The 17,687-nt window shown below is 70.0% G+C and carries 15 protein-coding genes and 1 pseudogene; 10 read left to right on the forward strand and 6 right to left on the reverse strand.

Annotation, left to right across the window (positions count from 1 at the left end):
- Positions 1 to 95: 95 nt before the first annotated feature.
- The 5 genes and pseudogenes from ABIE38_RS10620 to ABIE38_RS10640 all read left to right on the forward strand — a co-directional run.
- Positions 96 to 1,130, forward strand: a pseudogene (locus ABIE38_RS10620) (acyl-CoA dehydrogenase family protein); the annotation flags it as partial.
- Positions 1,131 to 1,187: 57 nt separating this feature from the next.
- Positions 1,188 to 2,405 (forward strand): acyl-CoA dehydrogenase family protein, encoded by a 1,218-nt coding sequence (locus tag ABIE38_RS10625; protein ID WP_354056113.1) that lies wholly within the window; start codon positions 1,188 to 1,190, stop codon positions 2,403 to 2,405.
- A 45-nt stretch (positions 2,406 to 2,450) separates the two neighbouring features.
- Complete coding sequence (locus ABIE38_RS10630) at positions 2,451 to 3,533, forward strand: bifunctional MaoC family dehydratase N-terminal/OB-fold nucleic acid binding domain-containing protein (protein WP_354056062.1); 1,083 nt, start codon at positions 2,451 to 2,453, stop codon at positions 3,531 to 3,533.
- Positions 3,530 to 3,967, forward strand: a complete 438-nt coding sequence (locus ABIE38_RS10635; protein ID WP_354056064.1) for a MaoC family dehydratase — start codon at positions 3,530 to 3,532, stop codon at positions 3,965 to 3,967. The genes ABIE38_RS10630 and ABIE38_RS10635 overlap by 4 nt, the downstream gene beginning before the upstream one ends.
- Positions 3,964 to 5,136, forward strand: coding sequence for a lipid-transfer protein (locus tag ABIE38_RS10640; RefSeq protein WP_354056066.1), 1,173 nt, complete (start codon positions 3,964 to 3,966; stop codon positions 5,134 to 5,136). Before ABIE38_RS10635 ends, ABIE38_RS10640 begins: the two co-directional genes overlap by 4 nt.
- Before the next feature lie 9 nt (positions 5,137 to 5,145).
- Here the strand turns inward: ABIE38_RS10640 and ABIE38_RS10645 are convergent, their stop codons facing one another.
- Complete coding sequence (locus tag ABIE38_RS10645; protein ID WP_354056068.1) at positions 5,146 to 6,225, reverse strand: alpha/beta hydrolase; 1,080 nt, start codon at positions 6,223 to 6,225, stop codon at positions 5,146 to 5,148.
- Between the two features lie 187 nt (positions 6,226 to 6,412).
- Between ABIE38_RS10645 and ABIE38_RS10650 the strand changes: the two genes are divergently transcribed.
- Positions 6,413 to 8,062, forward strand: a complete 1,650-nt coding sequence (locus tag ABIE38_RS10650) for an AMP-binding protein (protein ID WP_354056070.1) — start codon at positions 6,413 to 6,415, stop codon at positions 8,060 to 8,062.
- A gap of 10 nt (positions 8,063 to 8,072) precedes the next feature.
- Here the strand turns inward: ABIE38_RS10650 and ABIE38_RS10655 are convergent, their stop codons facing one another.
- The gene (locus ABIE38_RS10655) at positions 8,073 to 9,464 is read right to left on the reverse strand and encodes a maltokinase N-terminal cap-like domain-containing protein (RefSeq protein ID WP_354056072.1); all 1,392 of its coding nucleotides are present in this window, start codon (positions 9,462 to 9,464) and stop codon (positions 8,073 to 8,075) included.
- A gap of 10 nt (positions 9,465 to 9,474) precedes the next feature.
- The gene (gene treS / locus ABIE38_RS10660; RefSeq protein ID WP_354056114.1) at positions 9,475 to 11,271 is read right to left on the reverse strand and encodes a maltose alpha-D-glucosyltransferase; all 1,797 of its coding nucleotides are present in this window, start codon (positions 11,269 to 11,271) and stop codon (positions 9,475 to 9,477) included.
- A gap of 43 nt (positions 11,272 to 11,314) precedes the next feature.
- Between treS and ABIE38_RS10665 the strand changes: the two genes are divergently transcribed.
- Genes ABIE38_RS10665 through ABIE38_RS10675 form a run of 3 tightly spaced genes read left to right on the forward strand, consistent with a single transcriptional unit; the run spans position 11,315 to position 13,060 of the window.
- On the forward strand, positions 11,315 to 11,617 hold the full coding sequence (locus ABIE38_RS10665; protein ID WP_354056074.1) for a hypothetical protein: 303 nt from the start codon (positions 11,315 to 11,317) through the stop codon (positions 11,615 to 11,617).
- The gene (locus ABIE38_RS10670) at positions 11,614 to 12,006 is read left to right on the forward strand and encodes a hypothetical protein (protein ID WP_354056076.1); all 393 of its coding nucleotides are present in this window, start codon (positions 11,614 to 11,616) and stop codon (positions 12,004 to 12,006) included. The genes ABIE38_RS10665 and ABIE38_RS10670 overlap by 4 nt, the downstream gene beginning before the upstream one ends.
- 10 nt (positions 12,007 to 12,016) lie before the next feature.
- A complete protein-coding gene (locus ABIE38_RS10675; protein ID WP_354056078.1) occupies positions 12,017 to 13,060 on the forward strand; it encodes an LLM class F420-dependent oxidoreductase in 1,044 nt (347 codons plus the stop codon).
- Between the two features lie 107 nt (positions 13,061 to 13,167).
- Here the strand turns inward: ABIE38_RS10675 and chsH3 are convergent, their stop codons facing one another.
- Together chsH3 and kstD are read right to left on the reverse strand one after the other, a co-directional pair.
- Positions 13,168 to 14,028 (reverse strand): enoyl-CoA hydratase ChsH3, encoded by an 861-nt coding sequence (chsH3, locus tag ABIE38_RS10680; protein ID WP_354056079.1) that lies wholly within the window; start codon positions 14,026 to 14,028, stop codon positions 13,168 to 13,170.
- A 2-nt stretch (positions 14,029 to 14,030) separates the two neighbouring features.
- On the reverse strand, positions 14,031 to 15,776 hold the full coding sequence (gene kstD, locus ABIE38_RS10685) for a 3-oxosteroid 1-dehydrogenase (protein WP_354056081.1): 1,746 nt from the start codon (positions 15,774 to 15,776) through the stop codon (positions 14,031 to 14,033).
- A gap of 60 nt (positions 15,777 to 15,836) precedes the next feature.
- Between kstD and ABIE38_RS10690 the strand changes: the two genes are divergently transcribed.
- The gene (locus ABIE38_RS10690) at positions 15,837 to 16,622 is read left to right on the forward strand and encodes a 2-keto-4-pentenoate hydratase (RefSeq protein WP_354056083.1); all 786 of its coding nucleotides are present in this window, start codon (positions 15,837 to 15,839) and stop codon (positions 16,620 to 16,622) included.
- Positions 16,623 to 16,698: 76 nt separating this feature from the next.
- Here the strand turns inward: ABIE38_RS10690 and ABIE38_RS10695 are convergent, their stop codons facing one another.
- The gene (locus ABIE38_RS10695) at positions 16,699 to 17,463 is read right to left on the reverse strand and encodes an IclR family transcriptional regulator (RefSeq protein ID WP_354056085.1); all 765 of its coding nucleotides are present in this window, start codon (positions 17,461 to 17,463) and stop codon (positions 16,699 to 16,701) included.
- Positions 17,464 to 17,687 lie beyond the last annotated feature (224 nt).

The following is a 17,687-nucleotide window of genomic DNA, read 5'->3' on the forward strand; positions in this document are numbered from 1 at the left end:
ACCCCGACCACCCGAGCCCGACCCCTCCGCCGAGTTAGGACTGATCCCCAGTGGACTTCACCCGTACCGAGACCCAGGTCGCCGTCGCCGAGGCCGTGGCCGGGGCACTCACCACGGCCGCCCCGGCCGATGAGCTGCTCACCGCCCTGCCCAGCCGAGGTGTCGCCGACGCCGGATACGACGAGCGGCTGTGGTCCGCGTTCGCCGGGTCGGGTCTGCTCTCGCTGGGCCTGCCCGCCGCCCTCGGCGGCGACGACCTCTCTGTGGCCGACATCGCCGTGGTCCTCGAGGAGGTCGGCCGGTCCGGGGTGGTGATCCCCGCTCTGGAGACCCTCGGCTTCGGCGTCCTGCCGATCGTCGCCCTCGGCACCGCGGACCAGCAGAAGGCGCTCCTCGCGGGCATCGAGGACGGCCGCATCCTCACCGCCGCCCTCGCCGAGCCCGGGAGCCCGCTCCCGCTCGAGCCAACCGTGCGCCTCGACGGCGGGACGATCACCGGCACCGTCACCGCGGTCCGCTACGCGGACCAGGCCCGATCCGTCCTGGTGCCGGTGTCCACGGCCGAGGGAGAGACCGTCCTCGTCGTCGTCTCCCCCGACGCCCCCGGAGTCACCCTGACCCCGACCCTCGGGTCGCTCGGCGTGCCGGAGTACGCGATGCGGTTCGACGCGACGCCGGTCGACGACGACGACGTGCTCCGCGGCTCGGGGGACGGAACGGTCCTCGACGAGTTTCGACGACTCGTCCTGTCGGCGTGCATCGCCCACGGTGACGGCCTGGTCTCCGGTGCGTTGGACATGACCGCCGACTACCTCAAGCAGCGTGTGCAGTTCGGCAAGCCGCTCGGCTCGTTCCAGGCGGTCCAGCAGGAGCTGGCCGACGTCTACATCATCTCGCGCACGCTGCACGTGATCTCACAGTCGGTGAACTGGCGGGTCTCGGAGGGGCTCACCGGCCCGGCCGACCGGTACGCCACCGACCCGACGATCGGCGCCTACTGGCTGGCGAGCGAGGGTCCTCGAGCGGTGCAGATCCTGCACCACCTGCACGGCGGGGTCGGGGTGGACATCACGTACCCCATGTTCCGGTACTCCTCGGCCGTCAAGGACCTGGCCCGCTTCGTCGGCGGCGCGCAGCTCCACCTGGACGAGCTCGCGTCGGCGGTGGCGGTCGATCCCGTCGAGCACGTGGCCCCCGCCTCGACCGACGCCGACGCTGGCGCGGCCCCGGACGGCACCTTCATCGACCTCACCGGAGACCAGCGGGCGCTACAGGCCGAGCTCCGCGAGTACTTCTCCACGCTCATCTCGCCCGAGGAGGCGGCGGACATCGCCACCACCCGACACGGCGACACCTACGCGGAGATCATCACCCGCATGGGCCGGGACGGGTGGCTGGGCGTGGGGTGGCCCACCGAGTTCGGCGGCAAGGGATTCGGCCACATCGAACAGTTGATCTTCACCAACGAGGCCACCCGCGCCGACGTCCCGCTCCCCTCGGTCACGCTGCAGACCGTGGGGCCGACCCTGCAGAAGTACGGCTCCGAGGCTCAGAAGGAGAAGTTCCTGCCCGGGATCCTCGACGGCTCGATCCACTTCGCGATCGGCTACTCCGAGCCCGACGCGGGCACCGACCTCGCGGCGCTGCGGACCACCGCCAGGCGGGACGAGGCCACCGGGGACTGGATCATCAACGGGCAGAAGATGTGGACCACCGGCGGCCACCACGCCGACTACATCTGGCTGGCCGCGCGGACCGGTACCCCGGACTCCCGACACCGCGGGCTCACCATCTTCATCGTCGACACCTCCGACCCGGGGTTCTCGTTCACCCCGATCATCACCTGCGACGGCGCCCACCACGTCAACGCCACCTACTACTCGGACGTGCGCGTCCCGGCGGACATGGTCGTGGGCGAGGTCGACGGCGGGTGGAAGATGCTCACCACCCAGCTCAACCACGAGCGCGTGATGCTGGCCCCGTCCGGTCGACCGGGCGGGTACTACGACGAGTTGGTCGGCTGGGCCCGGGGCACCGGCGCCGACGGGGTCCGTCATCTGGACCGCCCCGAGGTGCGGCGCGGGCTCGCCGAGATCTTCGCGTTCGTCCGGCTCAACGAACTGCTCAACTGGCAGGTCTCCTCCGCCGGGGAGAACCCGTCGATGGGTGACTCGGCGGCGTCCAAGGTGTTCTCCACCGAGAAGATCCAGCACGTCGGCCGGATCATCGAGGAGCTGCTCGGTCGCTTCGGCGACCCCACCGATCCCGACACCGCCAGACTCCAGCGGTGGTTCGACATGATGAACAAGCGCAACGTCGTGATCACCTTCGGGGGCGGGGTCAACGAGGTCATGCGCGAACTGACCTGCATGGGCGGCCTCGGCATGCCCCGCACCGCCCGCTGACCCGACCCTCTGTCAGCCCGCCCACGAACGAACGAGAAGGCACTCATGAGTGACGAGCAGGCCGCCCGCATCCTGGCCGCCGCCGAGGAGGTCCGCGCCGCCGGCGGCAGTGCGCGCCGCGCGGGCCGCGATCCCATCAACACGCCGATGATCCGCAACTGGACCGAGGCGATCGGGGACGTCAACCCGATCTACACCGACGAGGCCGCGGCCCGCGCGGCCGGTCACGACGGTCCGGTGGCCCCGCCCGCGATGGCCCAGGTCTGGACCATGCGGGGGCTCGGCAGGACCCGCGAGGCCGACGACCCACTGGGCCGCATGACGGACATCCTCGACGCGGAGGGCTTCACCTCCGTGGTGGCCACCAACTGCGACTCGACCTACCACCGCTACACCCGCCCGGGCGAGGAGGTGACCATCGAGTCCGTCCTGCTCGACGTGGTCGGTCCCAAGACCACGGGCCTCGGGGAGGGCTGGTTCTTCACCACCCGCAACTACTGGCGGGTCGGCGACGAGGTCGTGGCGGAGATGGACTTCCGGATCCTCAAATTCCGTCCCGCCGCGACGACCGCCGGGCCCGCCTCCGGCGACGCGGTCGCCGACCGGATCGTGGCCAGCTCCGGCTCGGCCACCGACGACCTGGTGGTGGGCAAGGTCCTGCGCCCGTCGGTCTCGCACGACACCCGCTTCTTCTGGGAGGGCGTCCGCGCCCACGAGTTGCGCATCCAGACGCGCGAGGACGGTTCGCTACAGCACCCGCCCGTGCCGGCGCTGTGGAAGGACAGGTCCGAGCAGACCGACTACGTCGTGTCCTCGGGCCGCGGCACCGTCTTCAGCTTCGTCACCCACCACGCCCCGCGCGTGCCGGGCCGCACGCGGTTCCCGTTCGTCGTCGCCCTCGTTGAACTGGAGGAGGGTGTGCGCATGCTCGGCGAGCTGCGCGACGTCGACCCGGGCCAGGTGTCGATCGGCATGCCGGTGGAGGTCGAGTTCCTCGACATGCCCGGCGACCCGGCCGAGGACGCCGCGTTCGGCACCGAGCCGTGGACGCTGTACGCGTGGCGACCCGCCGGCGCCCCGCCGGTGGAGCGTCAGATGACCGAGGTGAAGGAAGAGGTCGCCAAGTGAGCACCGATCGAGTGATCTGTCCCGCCGAGCCGCCCGCCGTGGCGGTGGGGGACCGGCTCCCCGAGCTGACCATCGAGGGCACCCCGACCTTCATCGTGGCCTCGGCGCTGGCGACCCGGGATTTCCAGGACGTCCACCACGACCGGGACCTCGCCCACGCCAAGGGCTCCAAGGACATCTTCGTCAACATCCTCACCGACACCGGCCTGGTGCAGCGGTTCGTCACCGACTGGGCGGGCCGGCGCGCCCGCATCACGTCCATCACGCTGCGGCTCGGTGTGCCCTGGTACGCGTACGACTCCCTCACCCTGACCGGTGAGGTCACGGAGGTAGCCAGCGACGGGCTGGTCGCGGTGAAGATCGTCGGTACGGACTCACTGGGCGCGCACGTCACCTCGACGGCGACCCTCTACATGAACGGAGACCCCCAGTGAGCACGCTGGCAGACAGGGCTGCGATCGTCGGGATCGGCGCCACCGACTTCTCCAAGGACTCGGGCCGCTCCGAACTGCGCCTGGCCGCCGAGGCCGTGCGCGGGGCCGTGGCCGACGCCGGTCTGCAGCCGTCGGACGTCGACGGTCTGGTGTCGTTCACCATGGACACCAACACCGAGATCGCGGTCGCCCGCGCCGCCGGCATCGGCAGCCTGAACTTCTTCTCCCGCATCCACTACGGCGGCGGTGCCGCGTGCGCGACCGTGCAGCAGGCCGCCATGGCCGTGGCGACGGGAGTGGCCGAGGTCGTGGTCTGCTATCGCGCGTTCAACGAGCGCTCCGGGATGCGGTTCGGTCAGGTCAACTCGGCGCTCGTGCAGCAGGTCAACTCCTCCGGTACGGACAACGCCTTCTCCTACCCGCACGGACTGTCGACGCCGGCGGGCTTCGTGGCGATGGTCGCGCAGCGCTACATGCACGAGTACGGTGCCACCAGCGAGGACTTCGGTCGGGTCGCGGTGGTGGACCGCACGCACGCCGCGGTCAACCCGGCGGCGTTCTTCCACGGCAAGCCGATCACGCTCGCCGACCACCAGAGCTCGCGCTACATCGCCGAGCCACTGCACCTGCTGGACTGCTGCCAGGAGTCCGACGGCGGACAGGCGATCGTCGTGACGACCCCCGAGCGGGCGCGCGACCTGCCGCACCGGCCGGTGTCGATCGCGGCGGCGGCCTCGGGGTCGGGTCCGGATCAGTACATCATGACCTCCTATTACCGCCCGGAGCTCGCCGGATTGCCGGAGATGGGCATCGTCGGCGACCAGCTGTGGGCGCAGTCCGGCCTGCGGCCCGATGACATGGACATGGCCGTCCTCTACGATCACTTCACCCCGTATGTCCTCATGCAGCTCGAGGAACTGGGCTTCTGTGGCCGCGGGGAGGCCAAGGACTTCGTCCGCGAACCGGGTGCGCTCGAGGTGGGCGGCCGACTGCCGCTCAACACGCACGGCGGCCAGCTCGGTGAGGCCTACATCCACGGGATGAACGGCATCGCGGAGGGTGTGCGGCAGCTGCGGGGCGACTCGGTCAACCAGGTGCCGGGTGCGGAGAAGCTGGTCGTGACCGCGGGTACCGGAGTGCCGACCTCGGGCCTGGTGCTGACGGTCTGACCGGAGGGCTCAGCCGCGCAGGCACCCGCGGATGAACGACCCGATGTCGCGCACCGCGACCTTGGCCTCCGGCACGAGCGGGTGGAACACCTGGAACACGTGGAACTGATGTGGCCACAGTTGGAACTCGTGCCGGACCCCGTGTTCGGCGAAACGCTCCGCGAGTTGCTCGATCCCCCCGCAGAAGATCTCCTCGCCGCCGCACTGGATGAGGAACGGCGGCCAGTCGGGGGACGGGACGTGGTTGATCGGCGAGATCGCGGGGTCGTCCGGGTCCACTCCCGGTGCGTACTGCCGTCGGCAGAGCTCGGCCAGGCCGAGGGCGAGGAACGGGTCCTTGCGGGTGCGGTCGCGGGCGGTCATGTCGGTGAAGTCCAGATCCACCCACGGCGAGAGAAGGACGACCCCCGCCGGCATCTCGGCCTGCTCCTTCTCGAGTGCCGCGACGAGCTGGAGGGCGAGGTTGCCGCCGGCGGAGTCCCCGGCCACCACGATGTCCTGCGCCCGGAAGCCCATGCTCAGCAGCCACTCCCAGCCGGCGAGGGTGTCCTCCGTGGCCGCGGGGTGGGGGTGTTCGGGCGCGAGCCGGTAGTCGGGCAGGAAGACGGGCACGCCGGTCTCGCTGGCGATCCGGGACGCGAGTGCCTTGTGCGACCAGGGGGATCCGAAGGTGAAGCCGCCTCCGTGGATGTGGAAGATCACCTTGTCCGAGTGGAAGAACCGCTTGCGGCCCACCCAGAGTCCGGGCACGGGGCCGTCCGAGGACCAGTCGTTGGTGGTCTCGAGGGCGGCCGCCCGCCCGGCCCCCGAGGTCAGCGCGCGCAACCGTCCGAGTGACACGTCGGTCGCAGGCATCATGTCGAGGGCCGGTCGGACGAACATCCTCAACCCCCCGGCGAGTCCGCGGGACCGGAGGGTCCCCTGCGCCCCGGGGCCCGTCAGTACCGGCCTCCGGCCGGACGGGCGATCCGCCTCCGGCGCGGCCGATCGACGACCGTCCACCGGGACGCTCCCCGTCCGGGTGGCGTGGGGCAGCATCAGGCCCCCGTCGTAGGGCGCGCCGCTCTGCGGGGACCGCCGTGAACTCATGTCCAAAATGTAGGCGCTCGGGGGCGCGGGGTCACGCAGAATCGCTGTCGTGGACACGACCTGCTCTAGAACTCGTTCTACTTATTGAGAGTTTGACCTGATCAGGGTGCCGTCTGGACATGAGAACAAGTTCAGGTCACAATGTGAGGACAGCCACATTTCGTCCGCCCTCGCGAAGGATTCTGCCATGACCGAAGCTGCTGACCATTCGACCGATCCACTCGCCGGAACCAACCCGGAGATGAACCAGGCCGCGGTGTTCGAGGCCGTCGCCGACAAGATCCCGGACAACGCACTGCTGACCATGGACGGCGTCGACTACACCTACCGACAGGTCGACGATCTCGCCAACCAGATGGGTCACCTGCTCCGCGCCCACGGTGCGGAGCCGCTCAGCCACGTCGCGCTCTACATGAAGAACAGCACGGCACACATGGCGGCCATCATCGGGTGCATGAAGACCCGGGTGGCCGGGATCAACGTGAACTACCGGTACACCGCGCCCGAGTTGGTCTATCTGTTCAACGACTCCAAGTCGATCGCCGTGTTGGTCGACGCCGAGTTCGCCGAGACCATGGCCGCAGCGGTCCCGAAGCTCGAGACCGTGCGCACGGTGATCGTGTTCGGCGGCGTCCCGGAGGTCCTGGCCTCGGCGTGTGCCGAGAAGGGCCTGACGGTGGTCGACGGGGACACCGAGTGGCCGGCACAGTCGGCGGAACGGGACTTCGAGCCCGTCCGCGGCGACGACCACTGGATCGTCTACACCGGAGGGACCACCGGGTTCCCCAAGGGCGTGCAGTGGCACATGTCGGACTACTTCTACGCGTGCCTGTCCGGGGGCAACCCCTACGGGGACAAGCGACACAGCCCCGCCGAGGTCGCCGACAACGTCTCGCCGGACGGCGGGATGAAGGTGGTCATCTCGGCCCCGCTCATGCACGGTGCTGGCCTGTTCACGTTGCTGACCTTCGTGAACCTCGGCGGCCACCTCATCATGTTCCGCGAGTTCGACGCGGCGGAGATCATCCGGGCGACCGCCGAGCACAAGGCGCACATCCTCATGTTCGTCGGCGACGGCATGGCGGTGCCGCTCACGGACGAGCTGGTCAAGGGCACCGAGACGATGGACTTCAGCACCCTGTTCATGATGGCCTCCGGCGGCGGCATCTGGTCCAAGTCCAGCCGCGAGCGCGTGCTCGAGGTGCTGCCCAACATCATCATCCGCGACAACTTCGGCGCCTCGGAGGCCGGCAACGACGGCGAGCTCGGGATGAGCGAGTCCGGCGAGATGACCATCCCGGCCAGCCCGAAGCTCGGCCTGGTCGACGAGGACTTCCGTCCCATCGAGCCGGGCTCGGACGAGATCGGCTACATCGTCCGCCGCGGTCACCTGCCGATCGGTTACTGGAACGACCCGGAGAAGACCGCGAAGACGTTCCCCGTGGTCGACGGCCGGCGGGTCTCGGTCCTGGGCGACATGGGCCAGCTCCGCGAGGACGGCACCATCGTGTTCCTCGGCCGCGGTTCCGGGTGCATCAACACCGGCGGCGAGAAGGTCTTCCCGGAAGAGGTCGAGCAGGCGCTCAAGGCGCACCCGGCCGTGCACGACGCGCTGGTCGCCGGGGCGCCGGACCCGCGCTACGGCCAGAAGGTCGCCGCCGTGGTCTCGTTCCGCGAGGGGCAGTCGGTGGAGCAGGACGAACTGTCCGAGTTCCTGCGTCAGTCCCTGGCCAACTACAAGGTCCCCAAGGTGATCGTCGACGTGCCCGAGATCCGCCGCTCGCCCGCGGGCAAGGCCGACTACAAGTGGGCCAAGGACCAGCTGCCCGCGAGCTGACGGCCGCGCGCTAGTCCGTCGCGAGGATGCGCTCGACCGCGCCCAGCGGGACCCCCATCCAGCTGGGCCGGTTGCGCGACTCGTACGCCACCTCGTAGAGGGCCTTGTCCAGCGTGTACGCCCGGAGGAGCGCGCCGGTGTCGCGGGGGTCCGTGTCGCTGACCTCGGCGTACCCGGCGCAGAAGGCGTCGACGTTGCGGTCCCGCCATTCGCGGGCCCGGAACCGCAACTGTCGGTCGTCGACCCCCACCAGCGTGTGCTGGGCGGCGTAGTCGAGACTGCGCAGGATCCCCGCCACGTCGCGGGCGGGGGAGTCCGGCACCCGGCGCTCGGCCAGCGGGGCGGCCGGCTCGCCCTCGAAGTCGATGATGATCCAGCGGTCCGGGGCCCGGAGTGTCTGGCCCAGGTGCAGGTCGCCGTGGACGCGGTGGACCGGCACCGGTCCGGACCCCGCGACCTCGTCGAAGACCGCCCGGGCGGCATCGGCGAACCCGGCGAGCTCGGGCACCTCGGCCACCGCCCCGTCGAGCCTCGCCCGCATGCCCGCCACGATCTCGGCACCGTCCCGGGTGGTGGCCCCGGTCGCCGCCGTGAGGTCGTCGTGGACCCGGGCGACGGCGGCCCCGAGCCTCCGGGACTCGTCGGCGAAGTCGGTACCCACCTCATCGGCCAGGAGATCGGCCTCCGCGAACAGGTCGCGCACGCTCGCCGTGGCCATCGCCCATCCGTCGGCGGCACCGGCGAGGAACTCCTGGGCCATCGCCAGGGTCGTGGGGCCGGCGGCGGTGGCCCCACCGTCGTGGTCACCCCCGTCGTCGTCGAGTTCCACCCAGCCCCGCAGCGACGCGACGGCCGGGCACTCCCGGTCGGCCAACGCGGCGTGGAGTTCCACGTCGGGGTTCAGTCCGGGTTGGACCAGGCGGAACACCTTGACCATGAGGTCGTCGCCGAACACCAGGGACGAGTTGGACTGCTCGCCCTCGAGCAGCCTGCCCCGGGCGGACTCCGGGGCGGGAGCGCCCGGGACCAGGCGGAACCGCAGTCCTCCCACCTCGTCCTGCGCGGCGAGGTGCGTTACCAGCGACTCGGTCCCGCGGGGGTCCCGCAGTCCGTCGTAGACCACCGGCGAGGCGCCGTCGGGGGTCAGGGGGAGCGTCCGGCGGTCGTCCGGCAGGGACTGCGCGGTGGCCAGCGGGACCTGGTAGCGCTGTGGTCGCCCGTCCACCTCCACGTCCACCAGCAGGTGCTCCACCAGGACGTCGGCATGGTCGAGCAGTACCGCCCGCCTGGCGATCCGCACCGCCGACAACTGCCGGCCCTTGCCCGCGAACCAGCGTTGACCGGGGAGCCACTCGGTCAGCAACCTGACCATGGCGTCGTCGTCGACGGGGGTGATGCTCATGCCGCGCCTCTCATGCCGGGGTGTCCGTTGGACTGCGCAGCTCCAGCCAGTAGAAGCCGTAGCCGGGCAGGGTGAGTTGGTACGGGTCGGCGTCGATCTCCGGGAACGGGACCCCGCCGGTGAGCTCGGTGGGCCGCCGTCCGGCGAACTCCGAGAGGTCCAGGCGCACGGCCTGCGGGAACCTCGAGAGATTGTTGACGCACAGAATCACGTCCGCCCGGGGGTCCTCGGCGGGGGATCCCATCGTGCGGAGATAGGCCAGGATGCTCGGGTTGGATCCACCCAGATCGGTGAACTCGCCGCGCCCGAACGCGGGGTGGCTCTTGCGCACGTGGATCATGCGCCGCGTCCAGTGCAGCAGGCTGGCGGTGGAGTTGAGCTGAGCCTCCACGTTGACGCCCTGGTAGCCGTACTGCGGGTCCATGATCACCGGCAGGTAGAGCCGACCCGGGTCGCACCGGGAGAACCCGGCGTTGCGGTCGGGGCTCCACTGCATGGGCGTGCGCACGGCGTCGCGGTCGCCCAGCCAGATGTTGTCGCCCATCCCGATCTCGTCGCCGTAGTACAGCACCGGTGACCCGGGCAGACTGAGCAGCAGCGCCGAGAACAGCTCCAACTGGTTGTGGTCGCCGTCGAGCAGCGGGGCCAGGCGGCGGCGGATGCCGATGTTGGCCTTCATCCGCGGGTCCTTGGCGTATTCCGCGTACATGTAGTCGCGTTCCTCGTCGGTCACCATCTCGAGCGTCAGCTCGTCGTGGTTGCGCAGGAAGATGCCCCACTGCGCCGAGGACGGGATGTCGGGGGTGTGCGCGAGGATCTCGGTGACGGGGAAGCGGGACTGACGCCGCACCGCCATGAAGATCCTGGGCATCAGCGGGAAGTGGAACGCCATGTGGCACTCGTCGCCCACCTCGGGCTCGCCGAAGTACGCCACCACGTCCTCGGGCCACTGGTTGGCCTCGGCGAGCAGGACCCGCCCGGGGTACTCCTCGTCCACCACCGCCCGGCACTTGCGCAGGAACTCGTGCGTCTCGGGGAGGTTCTCGCAGTTGGTGCCGTCGCGCTCGAACAGGTACGGCACGGCGTCCAGGCGGAACCCGTCGATCCCCAGGTCCAACCAGAACCTCAGGACGTCGATCATCGCGTCCTGGACCTCGGGGTTGTCGTAGTTGAGGTCGGGCTGGTGGGAGAAGAAGCGGTGCCAGTAGAACTGCCCCCGCACCGGGTCGTAGGTCCAGTTGGAGGTCTCGGTGTCGACGAAGATGATGCGGGCGTCCGGGTACCGGGTGTCGTCGTCGGACCACACGTAGAAGTCCCCGTACGGCCCGGTCGGATCGGAGCGCGACTCGGTGAACCAGGCGTGGGTGTCGGAGGTATGGTTCATCACCAGGTCGGTGATCACCCGGATGCCCCGCTGGTGCGCCTGGTCGAGGAAGTCGACGAAGTCCTCGACGGTCCCGAACTCGGGCAACACGGCGCGGAAGTCCCGGATGTCGTAACCGCCGTCGCGGAGCGGCGAGTCGTAGAACGGCGGCAGCCAGAGGCAGTCGACCCCCAACCACTCCAGGTAGTCGAGCTTCTCCGTGAGCCCGCGCAAGTCCCCGGTGCCGTTGCCGTCGGAGTCGTTGAACGCCCGCACGAGGACCTCGTAGAACACGGCCGACTTGTACCAGTCACGATCGATCTCGAGCTCGGCCGCGTGCCGGTAGTTGTCGGCGCTGGGTTCGACAACGTGACCGTCGTCGGTGAGCTCGGGCTCGGGGTGTCGGGGATCGGCCTGGTGTTGGTCGGGCTTGTGGCGCGACATCGGTGACATGGGGGCGAGCCTACGGCCCAGTACGATCCGTTGCATGCGGAAAATCGGCCCGGCGGAGCGTATCCGCGGCCTGAGGGGTGTGGATCCCGCGCGGTCCTATCGGCAGCGGCACGGCCGCCGGGCCCGCGCGCTGGCGGCCCTGTTGGACGTCGACGACGACGAGGTGGTCGTGCGCCCGTGGGAGTTGCGACTGCCCCGGACGGTCATCCTCGCCGCGGCCCGGACCAGGGGGCTGGAACCGACCGGGGGCCCCGGGGAGCTCGTGCACCGCGGACCGTGGCTGGAACCGATGCGTTTCACCCGGCAGGTCGCGACACGCCCGGCGGAACCCCGATGAGCGTCGGCTGGGTGCTCGTCCTGCTGGCACTGCTGCCGCTCGCCGCGTGGCTGGTGGTCCTCGCCGCAGTGGCAGTGCGCCGAGCACTGCGTCGCCTGGGGGACGAACAGGCGCGCCGCCTGCGACTGGCGCGGATGCTGGGGTCCGCCGACCTCGTCGTCGTCCCCACCTCGGACGTCGACCTGCCCGAGTCCACCGTCCTGGACGTCGCCACGAACGCGGGCATGCGATTCATGGGTTACGAGCGCACCGACTCGCCGTTGCGCCGACGCGTCGGGGTGTTCGTGCGGGTCGGGGGCGAGGTCGACGCGGTGATCCGGGGCGAGAACGTGGCGACCCGGGGCGAGGCCGTGGCGACCCGGGGTCGGGGTTCCACGGCCCCCCGGTAGCGTTGCACGCATGCGCATCGGAATGGCTCTCAACTACAGCGGCGGCTTCGCCGAGACGGCCGCGGAGGCCGCGGACCTCGAGCGGGCGGGGCTGGACATCGCGTTCGTCCCCGAGGCCTACTCGTTCGACGCGGTGAGCCAGCTCGGATACCTCGCGGCCAAGACCTCCACCATGGAGCTGGCCTCGGGCATCCTGCAGATCTACACCCGCACGCCCACCCTGACGGCCATGACCGCCGCCGGCCTGGACTTCGTCTCCGACGGTCGCTTCATCCTGGGACTCGGCGCCTCCGGCCCACAGGTCGTCGAAGGCTTCCACGGCGTGCGCTACGACGCGCCGCTGGCCCGCACGCGCGAGGTCATCGAGATCTGCCGCAAGGTGTGGCGTCGGGAGAAGCTCGTGCACGACGGGGCCAAGTACCAGATCCCGCTGCCCGCCGACCAGGGCACGGGTCTGGGCAAACCGCTCAAGCTCATCAACCACCCGGTGCGCGAGAACATCCCCATCGTGCTGGCGGCGCTCGGGCCCAAGAACGTGCAGCTGGCCGCCGAGATCGCCGACGGCTGGCAGCCGCTGTTCTTCCATCCCGAGAAGGCCCACCTGGCGTGGGGCGAGCCGCTGGCCAAGGGGCGTGAGAAGCGCGACCCCTCTCTCGGCGAGCTCGAGGTCTACGCCGGACCGCCCCTGGCGATCTGCGAGGAGAACGAGGTTCCGGGCTACCTGGACTTCGTGCGCCCGCACCTGGCCCTCTACATCGGTGGGATGGGCGCCCGCGGTAAGAACTTCTACAACGAGCTCGCGTGCCGCTACGGCTACGAGGACGAGGCCGCCCGCATTCAGGACCTGTATCTGGACGGCAAGAAGGACGAGGCCGCGGCCGCGGTGCCCGACGAGCTCGTCCGGTCGGTCTCGCTGATCGGCCCCGAGTCGTACGTGGCCGAACGGGTCGAGGCGTTCCGTGAGGCCGGGGCCACCACCCTCACGATCACGCCGATGGCGATGGACGCCCCCGGCCGGATCCGGTTGGTGGAACGGTTCCGCGCGCTCTGCTGAACCCGCTGGTACGACGAACGCTGGTACGACTAACGCAGGCACGACGAACGCCCCGCGGCGATGGCCACGGGGCGTTCTCGGTGTTCCGGCGGCCGGCCTGGCCCCGGTCAGGCGAGATCGACGACCACGTTCTTCAGCACGGGGGCGTCGGCCCGCTCGGCGGCCGTGGCGGCCACGAGTAGTCGCGAGCCGTCCTCCCACACGCGGATGCGCATGGTCTCGCCGGGGAAGAAGATGCCGCCGAACGTCACGCCGTACCCGCGGACCCGCTCGACGTCACCGCCCAGGACCTCGTCGACGACGGCCCGCAGCACCATCCCGTAGGAGCACAGCCCGTGGAGGATCGGCCGCGGGAACCCGGCCGCCTCGGCGAACGCGGGATCGGAGTGCAGGGGGTTGCGGTCCCCGCAGAGGCGGTAGAGCAGCGCCTGCTGCGGCAGACTCGCGACCTCGATGGTGTGGTCGGCATCCCTCTCGGGGTACTCGACCTTCTCGGAGGTCCCGCGCTCGCCGCCGAAGCCGCCCTCGCCGCGAGCGAAGATCCCGGAGCGCGAGGTCCACAGCTTCTCGCCCTCCGCGGAGACCGTCTCGGACTCCTGGATGATCACCGCGGCCGAGCCCTTGTCCTGGATCTCGGCGATCCTGGTCGTCGTGACGGCGGTGCCGTCCGCGGGGATCGGGCGGTGCACCTCGACGGACTGGCTGCCGTGGACGACCTTGGCCAGATCGATCTCGACGCCGGGAAAGGACACCCGCGGTGCCTCGGTGACGTTCATCGTGGCGGCGACGGTGGCGAACGACGGCAACACCTTGGGGTGGAGGTCGTCCACGTAAGCCAGCCCGGCGGTGTCCATCGGGTCCCCGGCCGCGCCGACTCCGAGCGCGTAGAGCGCCACGTCCGAGGCGGTCCAGGAGAACTCCTGCGAGGGGAGTTCGGCCCCCAGGGCGATCGAGAGGTCGATCGGCACGGTCAGACTCCCGTCTTGTCGGTGGTGGTGGGCTCGGTGGTGGCGCCGGCGGCGGCACCGGCGAGCATGTGCTCGACCGCGAGGTACCCGAAGACCATCGCGGGGCCGATGGTCGCCCCGGGCCCGGCGTAGGTGTGGCCCATGACCGGCGACGACGCGTTGCCGGCGGCGTAGAGTCCCTCGATCACGGAGCCGTCGGCCCGGAGGACGCGGCCGTGGACGTCGGTGTTCACCCCGCCCTTGGTCCCGAGGTCCCCGGGCACCATCTTGGCGGCGAAGAACGGCGCTTTGCGGACGGGACCGAGGCTCGGGTTGGGCTTGTTGGTGGGGTCGCCGTAGTAGTGGTCGTACCCCGAGATGCCGCGCTGGAAGTCCTCGTCGACGCCCTTCTCGGCGAAGCCGTTGAACCGGGCGGCCGTCTTCTCCAGCGCGTCCGCCGGGACTCCGATCAGCTCGGCGAGTTCGGCGAGCGTGTCGGCCTTGTGGAAGTTCTCGGTCTCGAGCCACTTTTTCGGCAGCGGCTGCTTGGCCTGGAGTCCCGCGAAGAGGTACCGGTTCTTGTACTCCTGGTCGAAGATGATCCAGGCCGGGACGTTCTCGCCCTCGGCACCCTGCTGGTCGGCGGGGGCCTGGCCGTACTCGCCACCGTACATCCGGTGCCCGGCCTCGACGTAGGGCAGCGACTCGTTCATGAACCGCTCGCCGCGCGAGTTGACGAGGAACGAGCAGGGCAGTGAGCGCTCGGCGAGCGCGAACCACGGACCGCGGGGGAGCAGGATCGTGGGACCCCACCAGGCGTCCTCCATGAAGGCCAGTTCCGCCCCCACCTTCTCCATGTACTCGATCCCCTCACCGGTGTTGCCGGCGGCGCCGACCGTCCACGAGGTGGGGATGGGCTGACGCTGATACTTGTCCCGCATCTCCTGGTTGTGCTCGAACCCGCCCGAGCCGATGATCACGCCACGTCGGGCGCGCAGGGTCTGCTCCTCGCCGCCGCGGGTCACGGTGATGCCCACGACCCGCTCGTCGAGCCCGCTGCCCTCGGTGACCAGCCCGGTCATCGGCGTGTTGAGCCACACCGGGACGCCCGCGTCCAGGAGGCCCTTGCGCATGGCGGCGATGAGCGCGCGGCCCATTCCCACCATGTTGGCCCCGCGGGCCTTCGCCAGCAGCATGCGCATCGTCACCCGGACGGAGCGCCGGAAACCCTTGGTGGTGGGGCGCTGGAGGAGGTTGAGCCAGCGGTAGTCGGACTGCTTGACCACCATGTTCGCCGGGGCCTTGGCGTAGGGGGGTTCGAGCCTCGAGGCTTCGGAACCCAACTGGCGCAGATCGAACGGCTTGGGCTCGACGGACCTGCCTCCGAGTCGCCCTCCCGGGGCCTCGGGATAGTAGTCCGAGTAGTCGACCACCCACTCCATCTCGAGGGGGGAGTTGTCGAGCACGAAGTCGAGGACCTCGGGGCCGCGGTCGACATACGCGTCGATCCGCTCCGGGGCCACGACGTCGCCGACGATCGCGCGGAGATAGGTCCGGGCGGCCTCCGGGGTGTCCTGGACCCCGTCCCGCCGGAGGACGGAGTTCCCCGGGATCCACACGCCGCCGCCGGAACGGGCGGTGGAGCCACCGTAGTGCGCTGCCTTCTCCACGAGGACCACGCTGAGGCCCTTCTTCGCTGCTGCGAGGGCGGCCGTCATGCCTGCTCCACCGCTACCGACGACGACGACGTCGAACTCCTGGTCTGCCATGTAGAACACGTTATAGAACCGGGGGCTCGAGCGCCACACGGTCGAGGTAGCATCCCCGTCATGCTCAACGAGGAGACCCGCGCCACACTCGCACAGCGACTCTGGGACGCCGAGGCCGACGTGGCGCCCATCGCGCCGCTCACCGACGACCACCCGGAGATGACCCCGGATGACGCGTTCGAGATCCAACTCGTCAACATCCGCCGCAAGCTCGAGGCCGGCGCGGTGGTCACCGGACACAAGGTGGGCCTGGCCTCCAAGGCCATGCAGGAGATGATGGGCGTCGACGAACCCGACTACGGCCATCTCCTCGACACGATGGAGTACCCGGAGGGGACGCCGGTCGAGGCTGCCCGGTTCTGCTTCCCTCGCGTCGAGGTCGAGGTGGGCTTCATCCTCGGAGCCGACATCCCGCCGGAGGGGTGCTCGCAGGAAGAGGCCGCCGCCGCCATCGAGTGGGTCGTGCCCTCGATCGAGCTGATCGACTCGCGTATCCGCGACTGGAAGATCACCCTGCCCGACACGATCGCCGACAACGCGTCCTCTTGTGGCTATGTCGTGGGCCGGCAGCGCGTGCGGCTGGCTGACCTCGACGTCGCCGCCATCGATGCGACCCTGTACAAGAACGGTGAGTTCCTCGCCTCCGGCCGGTCGGACGCGGTCCTGGGCAATCCGCTCAACTCGGTGGGGTGGTTGGCTTCGACGGTCGCAAAGTTCGGAGTCCGCCTGCGCAAGGGCGACGTGATCCTGCCCGGCACCGCGATCCGCGCGATGGACGCCGCGCCCGGCGATTCCTTCCGCGCCGAGTTCGCCGGCCTGGGCGACGTGACCATGGACTTCAGCTAGGGCGGAAGTTCAGCGGGCACGGAAGTGCATACGGCGCGGGAGTTCGGCTGGCGCGCTCGAGCTCGGTTGGCGCTCGTCATATCCGGTCCGTTGCCATCGCGCGACTGGCGGCCACGGCCACTCTGGTGACCAGTGGCTCCAGTCGTGCGAGTGCCGCCCCGTCCGCTGCGCTCGCGGAGAGTGCCGCCATCGCCCGGGTGCCGCCGATGCCCTCTTCGTCGTCATCGAACACGGGCGCGGCCACGCAGTAGAGGCCGGGAGTGAGCTCGGCGCGATCCACCGCTCGCCTCCTGCGCCTGATCTCCGCCAGTTCGACGGCGAGCGCATCCGGTGAGGTGAGCGTGGTGTCGGTCCAGGCGATCAGCGGACCCTGTGACACCCGCTCGGCGGCGGCGTCGTCGAACGCCAACATCGCTTTGCCCACGCCGGTGCAGTAGGCGGGCAGTCCACCGCCGATCCGCGACGGCGACGGGATCGGCCGCGGACCGTGCAGCTTGTTGAGATACACGACCTCGTCGCCGTGCAGGGTGGCGAGGTGCACCGTCGCCCGGGTCGCCTCGAAGAGGTGCGCCAGGAAGGGTGTGAGTACACGGCGTGTCCGCTCGTATGCCGGCGAGGCGGGAATCGGATCCAACTCGTGCACCAACGGCCCCAGTCGATAGCGCTGCCCGATGCGGGTCACCGCATCGTTTCGCTCGAGCGCGGCCAAGAGGCGAAGAGTCGTGGACTTGGCCAACCCGGCCTCGCGGGAGATCTCGCTCAGTGTCAGTCCGGTCCCCGCCGCCGTCACCCGTAGCACGTCGAAGGCGCGATCGACGGGGGAGGCGGGCGGTTCGTTCATGCGGTGAGTGTAGCGCGGAGCTCGGACATGGATTGCCGACATGTTCGAACATTTGCGCGAATGGGACGGCGACGGTATGATCGTACGTACGTTCGAATCCAGGTTGACGTGGGAGGTGGGTCCGAAGATGACGACGGCGAGTTCGGCGGCGTTCGGGGCGCTTCGCGCCGTGCCGGAGCCTCTCGAGACGTTGGGCGCGGAGGCGTTGAGTGAGGTGGCGCGGT

The sequence above is a fragment of the Dietzia sp. 2505 genome, assembly GCF_040546785.1.
Taxonomy (GTDB): Bacteria; Actinomycetota; Actinomycetes; order Mycobacteriales; family Mycobacteriaceae; genus Dietzia.